At 44.0% G+C, this 14,943-nt stretch carries 15 protein-coding genes; 3 read left to right on the forward strand and 12 right to left on the reverse strand.

Going from position 1 to position 14,943, the window contains the following annotated elements; all coding sequences use genetic code 11:
• Positions 1-27 precede the first annotated feature (27 nt).
• From JFT56_RS18680 to ftsY, 11 genes are all read right to left on the reverse strand, one after another.
• On the reverse strand, positions 28-762 hold the full coding sequence (locus JFT56_RS18680) for a molecular chaperone (RefSeq protein WP_198781459.1): 735 nt from the start codon (positions 760-762) through the stop codon (positions 28-30).
• Complete coding sequence (locus tag JFT56_RS18685; RefSeq protein ID WP_198781460.1) at positions 728-2,059, reverse strand: fimbrial protein; 1,332 nt, start codon at positions 2,057-2,059, stop codon at positions 728-730. The genes JFT56_RS18680 and JFT56_RS18685 overlap by 35 nt, the downstream gene beginning before the upstream one ends.
• A gap of 10 nt (positions 2,060-2,069) precedes the next feature.
• Positions 2,070-4,679: a fimbria/pilus outer membrane usher protein gene (locus tag JFT56_RS18690; protein ID WP_198781461.1), complete on the reverse strand. Its 2,610-nt coding sequence runs from the start codon at positions 4,677-4,679 to the stop codon at positions 2,070-2,072.
• 11 nt (positions 4,680-4,690) lie between these two features.
• Positions 4,691-5,443 carry a molecular chaperone gene (locus JFT56_RS18695; RefSeq protein WP_198781462.1) on the reverse strand — a complete coding sequence of 251 codons (753 nt, stop codon included), beginning with the start codon at positions 5,441-5,443 and terminating at the stop codon, positions 4,691-4,693.
• A 67-nt stretch (positions 5,444-5,510) separates the two neighbouring features.
• Positions 5,511-6,038, reverse strand: a complete 528-nt coding sequence (locus JFT56_RS18700; RefSeq protein WP_198781463.1) for a fimbrial protein — start codon at positions 6,036-6,038, stop codon at positions 5,511-5,513.
• A gap of 342 nt (positions 6,039-6,380) precedes the next feature.
• Positions 6,381-6,713, reverse strand: a complete 333-nt coding sequence (locus JFT56_RS18705; RefSeq protein ID WP_198781464.1) for a hypothetical protein — start codon at positions 6,711-6,713, stop codon at positions 6,381-6,383.
• A gap of 222 nt (positions 6,714-6,935) precedes the next feature.
• Positions 6,936-7,310 carry a hypothetical protein gene (locus JFT56_RS18710; RefSeq protein WP_198781465.1) on the reverse strand — a complete coding sequence of 125 codons (375 nt, stop codon included), beginning with the start codon at positions 7,308-7,310 and terminating at the stop codon, positions 6,936-6,938.
• 449 nt (positions 7,311-7,759) lie between these two features.
• A complete protein-coding gene (rpoH, locus tag JFT56_RS18715; protein ID WP_198781466.1) occupies positions 7,760-8,617 on the reverse strand; it encodes an RNA polymerase sigma factor RpoH in 858 nt (285 codons plus the stop codon).
• A 255-nt stretch (positions 8,618-8,872) separates the two neighbouring features.
• Positions 8,873-9,838 carry a permease-like cell division protein FtsX gene (gene ftsX, locus JFT56_RS18720; protein ID WP_198781467.1) on the reverse strand — a complete coding sequence of 322 codons (966 nt, stop codon included), beginning with the start codon at positions 9,836-9,838 and terminating at the stop codon, positions 8,873-8,875.
• Positions 9,835-10,545: a cell division ATP-binding protein FtsE gene (gene ftsE, locus JFT56_RS18725; RefSeq protein ID WP_198781468.1), complete on the reverse strand. Its 711-nt coding sequence runs from the start codon at positions 10,543-10,545 to the stop codon at positions 9,835-9,837. Before ftsE ends, ftsX begins: the two co-directional genes overlap by 4 nt.
• 3 nt (positions 10,546-10,548) lie before the next feature.
• Positions 10,549-12,174, reverse strand: a complete 1,626-nt coding sequence (gene ftsY / locus JFT56_RS18730) for a signal recognition particle-docking protein FtsY (RefSeq protein ID WP_198781469.1) — start codon at positions 12,172-12,174, stop codon at positions 10,549-10,551.
• Positions 12,175-12,462: 288 nt separating this feature from the next.
• Between ftsY and rsmD the strand changes: the two genes are divergently transcribed.
• Positions 12,463-13,071: a 16S rRNA (guanine(966)-N(2))-methyltransferase RsmD gene (gene rsmD, locus JFT56_RS18735; protein ID WP_198783644.1), complete on the forward strand. Its 609-nt coding sequence runs from the start codon at positions 12,463-12,465 to the stop codon at positions 13,069-13,071.
• Positions 13,046-13,354, forward strand: coding sequence for a DUF1145 domain-containing protein (locus JFT56_RS18740; protein WP_198781470.1), 309 nt, complete (start codon positions 13,046-13,048; stop codon positions 13,352-13,354). Before rsmD ends, JFT56_RS18740 begins: the two co-directional genes overlap by 26 nt.
• Here JFT56_RS18740 and JFT56_RS18745 read toward each other — a convergent pair.
• Complete coding sequence (locus JFT56_RS18745; RefSeq protein WP_233095546.1) at positions 13,351-14,298, reverse strand: GlxA family transcriptional regulator; 948 nt, start codon at positions 14,296-14,298, stop codon at positions 13,351-13,353. The genes JFT56_RS18740 and JFT56_RS18745 overlap by 4 nt on opposite strands.
• Positions 14,299-14,406: 108 nt before the next feature.
• On the opposite strand from JFT56_RS18745, the gene JFT56_RS18750 reads away from it, so the two are divergent.
• A complete protein-coding gene (locus tag JFT56_RS18750) occupies positions 14,407-14,940 on the forward strand; it encodes a cysteine hydrolase family protein (RefSeq protein ID WP_198781472.1) in 534 nt (177 codons plus the stop codon).
• Positions 14,941-14,943: the final 3 nt, after the last annotated feature.

Raw genomic sequence — 14,943 nt, forward strand, 5'->3', positions numbered from 1 at the left:
TTAGATATACGATTTAGGGCCATAAACTCACTCTATCTTTGCTGAGAACAGTTGAATGTTACCATCATCATCAACATACTCTGCTGTTATAAACACAATATCAGAAGCTAATTTAGCATTATCAGGCATATCCACTTCCGTTGCGGAAAATGGTGCTAACATACCACTGTAAATAGAATGTTCTTTCCCATTTATAGTTGCTCTTATATTTTGATAAGTCACAAAATAGGGAGAATTATTTTTTACCTTTATCATCCCACTCTGATAAAAAAACTGCTGCAAACTTGGGATCCTGTCAACGGTCTCATTTAGACCATCCGGCCTAATAAACACTTTCATTTGAGTCCGTAGAGCGACGACTAATAGCTGCCCTGCTGAGTCGTTCATTTGCTTCAATGGTGAAGGAGGCACTTCATACAAATTTAGCCAATAGAGTTGTTCTTGATTTTCTACAGCATGCTCTGAAATGTTAAGTAAACTTATATGCTTACTTTCATTTTTAGCCAATTTCAGCAGGCCTGGGTTGGGTAAAATTGGCGCGTTTGCCACTTCAGGGCCAGAGTCTGGATCGCCGTCATCCACCCACAGTTGCACCATCACAGGGTATTCATTAACATTTACCAATGACAATCCCTGCTCCCTGTCTGATGCCATAAAAATGATTCGACTCTTATCCGCAACTACGCCAGCCATTGCAACCGACATCATAAAATAACCGAGGAATAAGCTACTGAACCCGAATAAGTACTTCCGCTTTTGCATAATATTTTCCAGCCGTAGGGTTTATCCCAGGTAGCTTGCCAAAAACAACATGATAGCTATCTAGATATTGGTAACTATTGCCTGTATCGCTAATACGATTTCCAATTAATGGTCGCCAACCATCCTTCCAAGCCTGATAGTTTTCTTCTAAGCTAGTTCTATTTTCAAAATTTAAAAATGGTTGTTCGACACTATCGGCACGTTCCAACTTGACACCTACTCCTTTTGCAATATTAGCTTCACCATAACCATTGCTCACCAAATAGGTTACTGCATCTGCACTCGATAAACCCAGTGATCGCGCCGCTTGATAATTAGTTGTATCAATTTTGAATGCTATTGCATTAGCATTTACCGCTGGTCCATTCATATTAGCGCTCGCTTGGCAACGGTAATGTATCTGTATCTCCGCTTCGCGTGCAATTCCACGATTTAATTCATCAATAGTGATTGTCGGGAATAACACATAAGGTGTGACACTGGTGACGGCACAACCTCCAGCCCTTCTGGTATATAATTGTTTATATAAACTAATATTCCCTGGCCAATTAGCATACCAACCAGGATAATGACTAATATGATCAACCCCTTCCGTAGGATAGGCAAGACCAGGCCCTCCAAAGGCAATATAGGCCGCGGGTTGGTTATAACTATAAGCCGTGGTTTGGGTATATCCCCTCACATCGCCTATTCGAAATAGCTCTACCGTTATATCACTAAAATTTTTTGCCTTTACGAGTATTCGGCCTTGGGCATCACGATCTAGTCCCCGTAGCGGGTTATACTGCCATCGTCGAGAAAAATACTGACCCGTTGAGTTATTTTTAACCCTAGTGACAAGGTTTTTCACATAGGTACCATAACCCCTCTCAATTCCATAAGCAGCACCATCTTCATACATTCCGCTAAAAGCGTCATCCGCATTGACTGAATAGATTTCATAAAGACTATATTCATCCGCAGAATCACACCGAAAGAGCACTTGTTCAGGATTATATCCACCTTCTTGCCCATAAGTGGTAAAAGGGACAATACTCGCACCCAATAAAGTGCCATTGGGCTGGAAGCTTTCATCTGTAATATTAATCACTGGTAAATTCAGCATTCCTCGATTGGCATCAAACGCTCCATGCCATAATGCTGTTTTACCATACTCAGGGGCGACATAATAAAAATCTGCCGGATTTGTTGTGGTCGTCGATATACGGTAGCACGTTGCCATAGCGTGATCGCTAATAAAAGTGGCAAACACAATAGATCCCACAGCTAATAGCCGACCTAGATTGAACTTAATCATAGTTTTTATCTCAATTAATCCGCTCACATAGCGCTGGCATTCTTAATAAAGTGCTATCACGACTGCTATCGAGGACATAATCAAAGTGACATTGTTGATCGGGCTTATTTCCCCAATTTACAGTCAACTGACCACTCGGTTTAGACGCTCTGATATAAGCCATACCAGCCTGTCCAACCATGCCCAATACTAGGCCATCTTCGTCCACGACTTCGGCACCAATAGGGATAACATCGCCATTGACTTGCTGAGTCATAAAGACGACGGCTATCCCGTGTCGAGTCTCGAATTTCATTTTAACGATAGCCCCGGCATAGGGCGCAATAAGTTGCTGTGTATCAAGGAGTTCTGTACTACTCAACATTGAACCATTATCGAGTGTGATCCGATTTGACCTATATGGTGTAAGTGAAGGAACAATAGCATAGCCCTTACCATCAATTTCAGTGCCCCAATGATTAGTAATACTTGCTCCTTGTGCCCCATCTGCTTCAACTATCGCAAAGGTGTCCGTTAAATTCTGGCTCAAGGTCGCACCTCCAGAGTGTATAACAACGGCTCCACTAATCCCTGCGCTAGCTTGTTGGTATGAGTCAGCAATAGAATAACTCCCCGATAAAGTGGCTTGGCTAAGACGCTTCTGGGTATTGACACTAATGCTTTTACTGGAATCATCTTCTCGCTGAAAAGCAGCGTTTAGACCATATGTCCAAGTCTTATCATTTGAAACTATTCCAGATGACCCAATATTATAATTATGCCCCCCCTGGGATGAGTGACTATACCCAGTGTTAAGCATATTTGACTGACGACTCCCTAGTGGAATAGATAAAGTTAAACTCACTAAGTCCTCTTTTGTTCTACCAACATCACCACCATTTGTGTCATCAAATGGGTAATTCACAAACCCACTTTGTATTGGTAATTGGCTCATATATTGGCGTGAAAACGTTAAGCCTAAGTTCCAAGAACCTAAACCAACAGAATATCCCAGTTGCAATTGATCATCATCGTCACGACCGTCACGGTATTGGCGTTTAGAACCACTCACATAAATAAAACCAAACTCATCTAAGCTCTGATTTAAGCTCAAGGTCATTTCTGTTCGTTGTTTATAGGTTTCTGATTCAAAAAAATTGTCATTCTCGAGTGCCTTTCTAATCCCTAAAATATCGCTCAGTTCCCGATATGACTCCGTAGAATAATGGTAACCAGCAAGTGAGACTGATGTTCCTGAACCAAATGAATGACTATAATTGAGGCCTAGACGCCAGCCATTTTTCCAGTCATCGAGACCAAACTCATTAGAAATCCGAGAACTTGAATGCACTGTCGTTAAGCCAAAAGCTCCCCATTCAGTACCAAGGACGGTACCAAGACTCAAAGCTAAATAGTCATCCGCTATACGTCCACCACTGTTAAAGGTTAACGTATTGCTCAGACCATATTCATAGACCAAGTCAGCAAAATAATCACCTGAGCCTATATAATCAACTTCACCCACCGAAAGTGCATATTGGGAATGGCCTTCACGTAAGGAACCTGGTACTGCACTAAATGGCACAGTAAAGTTTGATAGTTTGCCATCAGCTTCTGTCACTTCGACAAGAAGATCTCCCTCATAACTGGTTGGGTATAGGTCATTAATAATAAATGGTCCCGCTGCAACCGTTGTTTGGTAAATACTGATACCATTCTGTTTGATCACTACCTTAGCTGTTGAATTTGCAAGCCCTCGTACAACAGGTGCATAGCCACGCTGTGAATCTGGCAACATACGGTTATCAGTCTGTAATTGCACCCCCGTAAAACCCAAGCTACTGAAAGTACTGCCACGGGTATAAGCGTCACCGAGCAACAACTCACTCTGCGTATCAGATAGGGCACGTATGGCATAGGTCCGAATCGAATTAAAGCTCTCCTGTGAACTTTGATCCGCCTCACTATAATGGTAACTCGACTGGTTTCTCAGACGCCATAAACCAAGATTCACGCCCGAATTTAGTCCAGTGTAAAACGCGCGCATATCACTGCCAGTATCACGACTATTCGTTTGATAAAAATTACTGTTATAGTTTACAAACCCTGCAGTTTCACCCGCATCCCATGATGAAGAATCAACAAATCCCCTTGGTGTCCGCTGTAAATAAGCTTGTGGTACAGTAATTTCTAGTCTTAATTTTTCAGAGTCAAACTGGGTAGTCACCCCTGCGACGACCGCACTCGGCAATGCACATTCAGAATTGATCAATTCAACTTCATTAATATATTCTGAAATAACATTTGATTCCTTCCAGAAATTTAAATCCAGACATGGGAATATTTTTTCAGCATCGCTCAATTTAAAATCTATAGTTTTCCGGTTTAAAAAACTACCATTTACATATATATCTATCTGATACTTACCAGGTAACACACTTGAAGTGTTATTAAAACGTGATATATAATCACCCCCATAACCACCAAATAAAAATTTGTCATCAAAAATAAACTCTTGGAGAGTTTGATTATCATCAAGCAATTCATTTGCTAACAAACTCGATGAAAAACACAGTATTATATTAGAGAGAAACACGAATACACAAAAAAATTTATTTTTTGCTGACTTAGAATTATTCATAGGTTTTACTACTACCGTCTAGGTTTCGCCTCGATCATATATTCATTTTTAACCGCCCCCCCATAATCATTCACAAGAGTGAACTCTACTTTAATAGGGTATTTCAAAACAAACTGTTGATTCTTAACTTTCACTGTCTGCTTTGATTTAGGATCAACCATATTTATAGGTATTTTTAACTCTTGATTACCCGCCGTGATTTTCATATCCACAAACGAGGCAAAAAATGCCGAACGATTATCAATGTCAACAAAGATGCCATTGTCAGCATATTCAACATCGAAATGCATATGTTTATGTATATCGGCTGAATGAGTAGTCAATTCTGTTGGTCGATAAAAAACTTTAACTCTATGCTTTAACATTACAAGCATTTGGTTTTCGCCCAAATTATCCTTAGATACTGGGGGTATTTGCAGAAAATTTAGATAAAAAATACTCTCTCGATCATTTGGTAATTCATCACCACTGTAAATTAATCGAACTAGCTGTCCTCGCTTGGGTTCCATTTTAAAGATTGCCGGCAAGGTGACGAATGGTCCATCGGCATTATCTGGCGTTGACTCAGGATTATTAATATCCGTCCAAATCTGAACAACATTAGGGAATGTGTCATTATTTGTTAGCTGGACAGTACGCTCTTTAGCATCACTCGGATAAATCACGCGGGTATTAGTCATAACTACACTAGCATCTACGGAACATCCATATACCAGTAGAGAAAGAAACAGCAATGAACGCAGGTATGTAGAAAATAGAGACATTATTATTCCGTAAAGTAGCAGTAACTAGGGGCTCACTCATAACATAAGTGAGCCAAACATCAAAAAATTACTGGTAAGAAACAGCGTATTGAACAGAGCCCGTCACGCTACCTGAAGTGGCAGTACCAGTTTCAGTGATATACTGCACAGCAAAATCATAAGAAGCAGAAGTCGCAGCAGCATCCAGATTTAAACCAGCGACAGTTGCACCACCAGTTAGGTTAATACCAGTACCACCTACACCATCCAAAAGTTGTAAAGCAACGTTTGTAGCTGTCCCGGTGTTGCCTAAATTACCTGCCCCAGTCACGCTGTTACCAACGAAAACAGTGTTAATAGGTAACGCTTGAGCGGCGGCAGTACAACCACTCACTGCGATAGTAAAAGCGGTTTCGCCTGCTGTTGCTCCTGCGCTAGCGAGATCAGCTGTAGACACTGTTGGTAGCAATACTGTTGGATTTGAAGCATTACCATTAATTGTCACGTCACAGGTTTGGTCAGATACTTCACCGATAAAAGTGATGGTGTTATTAGCTTGAGCATTAGCACCAAATAATGCGCCTGAAACTAGAATAGATAGTGTTAATTTTCTCATTAGATTTCCTACTTCGCTTGTTAAACATCAGGTTGTGGCTCATCAGATAAGCTGGCCTCATACTACAACTGCCACTCTTGGCGTTGTATAGGGTTAAACCTGTTGGCGTGTAGGATATTTCCGATAAGTTAATCATCTGAACAAATAATCCTTCAACTATTTGTGCCTTTATCTTAATCACACGATGTATTACATCAGAAGTTTATATGGCTAGAGAAAGCCATTTTTGATAATCAGAGGATTGTATCGCTTGTGACTGGACAATCAGTTGGGTAGTTGGAGTTTGATAGGGTAAAGAGCAGCAACTATAAATATACATAAGCCGCTCTTCTATTGTGCCTATTAATTATAATTAAGTGAGAGTAATACTTGACCTTCTTCGACTTTATCAAGAGTTGAATAATTAATTTGCTCAAAGTCTGTCAGTATTGCAGATCTATCACCGACACTCATGGTCGTAGTTAACAATCTGGTCTGTATGGCTAGTGTGGTAAATTGATGGAGGTTTTGATCATAACAGGAAATACTAGAAAAGTTTGAGTAACAACCGGGTTCAGCAATCTCGCCTTGAAAAGTGAGAGTATTAAATTCACTCTTAGCTGCTGAACCGAAACTTAAACTCACACTCAAAATAGCACCGATAGCAGACACAACACTTGATGTTACCTTTAGCATATTATCACCCGTTCTGGTTTGTAGGACACGTCCTAATTATCGACCAGAAATAGATGAACTTAAGTTTATTTCATTGAAGAAAACGGCATAATTTATGCTCGCAACATCATACCTTATGCTATTGCCTTTTAGATCACTGAATATTTCATTTTAAACAAATAAATCCTCTATAGAAAGCAATAAAAACAGAGTAAAATATAAAAATGGAATCTTAGTTATAAGTTATGAAAAACAGAATTCTCCACTCGTATGACTCAATTCAGGAGTAATCTCAGAGACAACACGATTTTTCCACTGGGCATAAAAAATAATAGAAACATTATGGGGAAGTAACCACCTGATTTGAGCATCATCCACAAAGTAATTAACTTGCATCAAATCTAATAATCTAGTCAGAGCTAAGGTTGAAAATTGACAAGATATGACATCTGAGCCAATGAAGTAGTCCAACTCCAAATCTGCCTTTTTATAGGGCATCCCCTTACACAACAACCAAAATAAGCTCTGTTGATACACTTGAACTGCACCGTTTATTCGAAATGCCGTCCCCCACCCAGGCTCAGACGAGAGCGCTAACCTAGTGATCATTGATGACATAACTATTCGCCTTTTAAGTTATAAAAAGCCGCAAAGTGAGCAACTCTCGTAAGCTGGTAAAATCCTTTAGTACAAATTGCTATCCATATCAATGCAAGCCTTTGCAATCCACCAAACCTTCCTTGCTCAATATCCTTATCAATATTACTTAAGTCCATACTCACGATGCGGAGGAACAACAGGGATCGATACTCAGTATCGAAAATAACTTTCGAATTGAGGCTCAAAAGTTAGTGTAATGATACATATTAATCGCAGTCACAAATGTAGGATAAATCTGATGTGATATAGTGAAATCAGCCATAGTATCGTACGTTTGGAGATGATTGGCCGCTAATAGCAAAATGCATTTTAAGAGTTGGTGCGAAATAGTTATTTGACCCATAAAAAAACCTGCCGCTGCAGGTTTTTTTATGGCTAACTCACTTTAGATTAAAGCGAGATGCTAATTAGGCTTCCATGCAAGCCTTAAGTTTGTTCATGGCATTTTTTTCAAGTTGGCGAATACGCTCAGCCGACACTTGGTAAGTCTCTGCCAATTCCTGCAGTGTGGTTTTATCGTCATCTAACCAACGGGCGCGCAGGATGTGCTGGCTACGTTCGTCTAAGGTTTTGATGGCCGATAATAAACGACCTTGGGCATTGGATTCCCAGTTATCGTTTTCGATGTTTTCGGCTAAGTCCGACGAATGATCTTCGAGATAATGCACAGGTGCGAAGTCCTGTTCATCATCGTTATCATTGGTCAAGTCAAATGCGGGATCTTGAGCCGCCATACGTGATTCCATTTCGGTCACGTCAGCCTTAGAGACCCCTAGATTTTGAGCCACCATAGTGACTTCTTCATCGCTAAACCAACCTAAGCGTGTTTTCGCTTTACGGATGTTAAAGAACAGTTTGCGCTGTGCTTTAGTGGTGGCGACTTTAACAATGCGCCAATTTTTCAGCACATATTCATGTATTTCGGCTTTAATCCAATGCACCGCAAAGGATACTAGACGTACGCCAACATCGGGATCGAAGCGTTTTACCGCTTTCATCAGACCAATGTTGCCTTCTTGGATCAAATCCGCCTGCGGCAGACCGTAACCTGAGTAGCCCTTAGCAACATGCACGACAAAGCGTAAGTGCGACATAATCAGTTGCTTTGCTGCTTGCAGATCACCCGTTTCCTGCAAACGCTTGGCTAACTCATACTCAGCCTCAGCGTCCAGCATGCTAATGCTAGTCACTGAATGGATATAAGCTTCTAGACTACTACTGCCCTGTGGGACTGTCAGTGCCATTGATTGCGTTTGAAAGGTCATTCGCGCTCCTACTTTCTTACTAATTACTTATCAAATATAAGTCGATTGCATTCCAGAATGATACTAAACCACCTCTAGAATGAGCTGACGAACTATCGGCTAATTGACAGAGTATGTCAACCTTCACTCGTCTAGGGGGTTACTTTTACTCATTTAAGGCATTACTTTTAGCCCGATTGAATAGACATTGCAAGTGAACAAAAGTTCATCGGCTGAGGATTTTATCCCATTATTTTTAGCTTAACCGCATGATATCTAAGAGGGCTCTATCGCCCTGAGATGTTGTCTTACGGATAGATAAGAACCCAGCCACCCCAAAAAAGAGGCTAGGCCGACTAATTGTAGCAGCTCAATAAAGGTGAGTGACTTCATTTCAAGCTGACTACCGTATAGCCCCAATAGCTCGGCAAGGGCGGAGTCGAGATACCAAACAAGTAAGTTGATGATAACCCAAGCCAATATGCCGCCTATTACTCCATACCAAATCCCTGTATATAGAAAGGGGCGCTGGATAAAGGATTCGGTTGCCCCCACTAATTTCATCACTTCGATCTCGGTGCGACGGTTCATAATCGCGAGGCGAATCGTATTACCTATCACCAATACCACAGCCAAGACCAATAATGCGGCAATGGCCATTACAGTACGTTCCAATAAGCGCACCACGGCCTGCAAACGCTCAAGCCATTCAATATCCAAGCGGCCAAAGCTAATCTCGGGCTCGCGCTCTAACTTAGTCAATAATTCGCGGGCACCTACGGGCGTGGAGTATCTTGGTGTCGGTGTCACAGTGATCACCGCAGGTAATGGATTTTTATCGAGGTAAGCCAAGGCTTCACCAAATCCCGATAAACGCTGAAACTCCTCTAGGGCCTGGTTACGGTCGATATACTGCACTTTATCCACTTCGGCATAGGTGCGAATGCGTGTCAGCAGGCTCTGGATAGTCTGGTCGCTGCGGTTTTCATCGATAAATAATGAAATCTCAGCGGCGCTATTCCACGAACTGGTAATAGTCTCGGCATTTTTGACTAAGACCTGCAATGCAGCCGGCAAACTTAAACTGACCCCCAATACGGCCATGGTCATCACGGATGAAACGGGGTTACGCCATAACTCACCCATACTCGCCATCGCCTGCTGCACATGGCGAATAAAGAACATCACGATTCGGCCCGAAATGGGTAATTTACTGCGGGTTAGCTTAGCATTGTCACTCATAGACCCTCCCTCGGCGCTGCGGGCCTAGTGTGCACGCCTTGATGTAGTTCTTGGGAACCTATCATGCGGCCTTGTTTTAAGGTAAAAGTGCGATATTTCATTCGCGCAATCAACCCCAAATCGTGGGTCGCAATCAGCACGCTGGTGCCTGCATCGTTGAAAGTTTCAAACAGGCGCAAAATATCCATCGACAATTTAGGATCTAAGTTACCCGTGGGTTCGTCGGCGAGCAGCAAGGGCGGTTTGTTCACAATCGCACGGGCGATGCCCACACGCTGCTGTTCCCCTCCAGATAACATAATGGGGTTATGGCGTTCTTTACCATATAAACCCACCATATCGAGCGCACCCGCAACCCGCTTGCGGATCTCACCGTGGGAAAAACCTTCAATCACTAATGGCAAGGCGACATTATCGAATACACTGCGGTCCATCAATAAATGGTGGCTTTGGAAGATCATGCCAATATTGCGTCTTAAATAGGGCACGTGCTTAGCACTGATTTTAGCAATATCGTGGCCGTTAATGGCAACCCGCCCCGTCGTCGCCCGTTCGATAACAGTGATCAATTTCAACAGCGTACTCTTACCCGCACCCGAATGACCGGTTAAAAATGCCATTTCACCTTGCTGCAGGTGAAAATTCACATCTTCCAGCGCCATTTGGCCGCCAGGATAAATCTTACTCACCTGCTGAAAATCAATCATAACTTAGCTATCCGCTTTTTCTTGTGTGAAGAGGGCATCGATAAATTCTTTCGAATTAAAGGTACGTAGATCATCAATTTGCTCGCCGACACCAATATAGCGGATCGGTATTTTAAATTTGTCCGCAATCGCAAACACTACGCCGCCCTTAGCGGTGCCATCTAACTTACTAACAGTCAACCCTGTGACACCAACGGCTTCTTGGAATAATTGCGCTTGGCTAATGGCGTTTTGACCTGTGCTGGCATCTAGAGTCAACATCACCTCATGGGGTGCCTCTGGGTCGAGTTTCTTCATCACCCGCACGACTTTCTTTAACTCTTCCATCAAATGAGATTTGTTTTGCAGGCGACCCGCGGTATCGGCAATCAATACGTCTATCTTACGGGCCTTTGCCGCTTGCAGCGCATCGAAGAGTACCGAGGCGCTGTCGGCCCCCGTATGCTGGGCCACCACGGGAATATTATTACGTTGGCCCCAAACCTGTAATTGCTCTACGGCGGCAGCGCGGAAGGTATCGCCCGCTGCCAACATCACCGACTTGCCCTGGGCTTGATACTGTTTGGCCAACTTACCGATAGTGGTGGTTTTCCCCACTCCATTGACACCTACCATCAGGATCACAAAGGGGCCATTCGCATTTTCAGGCACTAGGGGAATAGCCACGGGATCGAGTGTTTTTTGCAATTCATCCCGCAGTAATTCGTATAGTGCCTCGGCATCTTTAAGCTGTTTACGTGACGCATGCTCGGTCAGGTTTTTAATCAAACGCGTTGTCGTTTCGACGCCGACATCGGCGATTAACAACTGTTCTTCGAGTTCTTCAAATAGATCGTCATCGATTTTTTTACCGCGAAATAGGCCAATAAAACCACTGCCGATATTTTCGCTGGTACGCATCAAACCACGTTTAAGGCGCGCAAATAAGCCTTCTTTCACTGGCCTTGCCTGTGGTTCCGGCTGAACCTCTGCGGTGGGAACATCTTGCTCTGCCTTAGCTTGAGCTTGCTCGGCTGCTAATTGTTCTGCCGCAAGACGTGCCGCTTCGGCCTGTTGCTCGGCTAAACGCTGGGCTTCAATTTGTGCTTGTTCCTGGGCGAAGCGTTCGGCCTCAGCCTTAGCTTGAGCTTGCTCGGCTGCTAATTGTTCTGCCGTAAGACGTGCCGCTTCGGCCTGTTGCTCGGCTAAACGCTGGGCTTCGATTTGTGCTTGTTCTTGGGCGAAGCGTTCGGCTTCTGCCTTAGCTTGAGCTTGCTCGGCTGCTAATTGTTCTGCCGTAAGACGTGCCGCTTCGGCCTGTTGCTCGGCTAAACGCTGGGCTTCGATTTGTGCTTGTTCTTGGGCGAAGCGTTCAGCCTCTGCCTTAGCTTGGGCTTGCTCGGCAGCTAATTGTTCTGCCGTAAGACGTGCCGCTTCGGCCTGTTGCTCGGCTAAACGCTGGGCTTCGATTTGTGCTTGTTCTTGGGCGAAGCGTTCGGCCTGCGCCTTAGCTTGAGCCTGCTCGGTTGCTAATTGTTCTGCCGCTAGAGGCGCAGTGTCTTGTGTTGGAGTAACAACTGGAGTTTCAGCACCGACCTCATCCTGCGATTTATCTTTACGAAACCAAGAGAAAAAACCTTTCTTTGCCATGTGTGATCCCAGCGCTCTACTTCAGTGTTGAATGTAAAATAAGACCCTGACGTTATACCAGATTGCCTTAGCAATTACGTCCAAAAAGTCGGCAATTAACTAAGCTTGTTAAGCCATCTCACCTTTTAGTGGGACTTTGATATAAAATAGTGGCCTTTATTAAGGTGGCATAGTCTACCACTTTCTTTCTTCAGGCAAAATCACGGGGGAGCTTTGATTAAGAACCGAGCGAGCAATCAGAGTGCAGCCAAGCAACCGGCGAGCAAAAATCCAGCGGCTAAAACCAAAATGGGGACTGGCCAAGTGCGGATTATCGCTGGGCAATGGCGTTCGCGTCGTTTACCTATTCATGATCTTGATGGTTTGCGCCCGACGACAGACAGAGTACGTGAAACCCTGTTTAACTGGCTCGCCAACGATATAGTCAATGCCCGGGTGCTCGACTGTTTCGCTGGTAGCGGCGCCCTAGCCCTCGAGGCCCTGTCTCGATACGCCGCCTATGCCAAGATTATCGAATTGCAACGCTCCGCCGCCCTGCAATTGAAAGACAATCTAAACACCCTTAAATGCGATAAGGCTGAAGTGCTCAATACCGATACCTTAGTGGTGCTGCAAAGGGGCTGCGATCAAGGTTTCGATGTAGTGTTTATCGACCCGCCATTTCGTAAGGGATTGGCAGAAAAGACAATTCAACTGCTAGATAGCCAAGCTTGGCTCAATGATGGCGCGCTGATCTATGTCGAAATAGAGTCTGAATTAACCACGCTGACTATTCCCTCTAGCTGGAAAGCCTTAAAAGAGAAGACCGCTGGCCAAGTGAGCTATCGTCTATATCAATATCAACCCGAAAACACCGCCGAGCCTATCGAAGATGAAAACCATGCCCTTGCTGATTAACTTAGGCAAAGCCATTACCCTGATCGCTTGGCTGATGATGGCCTACAATTTGGCGATACCATTTGAAGGCAAGGTGGCGATTATTTTGAATATTCTGTTTGCCATTACCTGCATGATGCATTGCTTTCAAGTCGCTATCTTTCACATGCTGTTTAAAACCTTGCTGCCATTAACTAAGCAGGATTATCTGCAAGTGTTTATCTTCGGCATTTTTAGCCTTTTAGCTTATCGGCAACGGGTGATGGGGGCCAACGAGCGGCAAAACGAGGGTCAAACAAGCTAAATAAACCTTTTTTTGAAGGCGCTTGGGCTAAGTCCCGTTATCCGAGTAAACGCCTTACGACAGGCGCTGACATCTTCATAACCCACACTATGGGCGATAGCATCAAAGCTAAGGGATGTACTTTCGAGCAGATCACATGCCTTTTGAATGCGAAGTTTTTGTAGGTATTCATTTGGCTTGAGCCCTGTCGCTTTCACAAACCGCCGCAGTAGTGTCCGCTCTCCCATACAAGCCTCCTGCGCTAGCCCTACCACGCTGATCGGCTGGCCATAATCGGTCTGTAATCGGTTCTGAATATTAAGGATCGGCTGATCGCCATGGTCTCGTTTCGGTAAAAACTGCTGATAATAGCGCTGTTCACGGCTACCAGTATCGATAACCAAATGCTTTCCTAATTGGCGCATTATGCTGACATGGCAAAACTGTGCAACTAACTCTAGCCCTAAGTCCACCCACGACATCATGCCCGCTGCGGTAATAATGTCGCCATCGTTAACCATGATTTTATCGATATCGAGTTTTACTCTGGGGTGTTGATGTTTAAACTCATCCACTAATCCCCAGTGTGTCGTCGCCCGTCTATGGTCAAGCAAACCCGCCGCCGCCAAAATAAATGCCCCCGCACAAGCAGAACAAATAATGGCACCTTGGCCATGCTGACGTTTCAGCCACGCCTGTAGCTCTGGGTTGTCACTGAGGTAAAACTGCGTATCGATACTCGGCGGTATTATCACCAGCCCATAGTTTTGATCGGCCCCAATCTCAGTAATGGCCAACTGTTCCACATCAAAGCGCTGCAAGTTCTGCGACTCTTTTACCTTGTCTTGCATAAACTTATTCGCCAATTGCAGCATCTCATCTAAACCAAATACTGCAGAAGTTAAACAACCGGGTAGCGCAAGGATGGCCACTTTTAATGCAGAGAAGGTGATTGGATTTGTCATTTTAGGCACCAAAGATGTCATTTCTGCCACTCTTAATGTTGCTTAATCTAACGCAAACTACCGCCATTACGAATTTATTTCACCGACATTGTTTATAGGAGAGAACCCATGACGACCAACAAGTCTACGAGGCAAACGGCTTTAATTGTCATCGATGTGCAGAATGACTATTTCGCGAATGGAGCCTATCCCCAATGGCAGATAGATGAGGCGTTAGCACAAACATTGCTTTGTGTTGAAAAGGCTAAGTTGCAGTCTATCCCAGTGATCTTAGTGCAACACTTGGCCGACAATAGCCAAGGTGACGCCCCGTTTTTTAACCCTGGCACCTTAGGCGTTGAAATCCATCCGGCGCTGCTCAAGGCGGCGCCTGATGCACCTATCATCACTAAACATTTTGCCGATAGTTTTGATAACACTCCACTGGCCGATATCCTACGGGAGCGACACATTACTGACGTGCTGCTATGTGGGATCATGACGCAAAATTGCGTCACCCATACCGCTATCTCTAAATCGGCAGAGGCTTATGCAGTCAGTGTTATAGCTGATGCCTGTGCGGCCCCAAGTCAAATGGTGCACCTCATTGCCCTGAGTGCGCTCTCCCGCCGAGTGACACTCATCAACAGCACAGAGTGGTAAACT

The organism is Shewanella putrefaciens (assembly GCF_016406305.1).
Taxonomy (GTDB): domain Bacteria; phylum Pseudomonadota; class Gammaproteobacteria; order Enterobacterales; family Shewanellaceae; genus Shewanella; species Shewanella putrefaciens_C.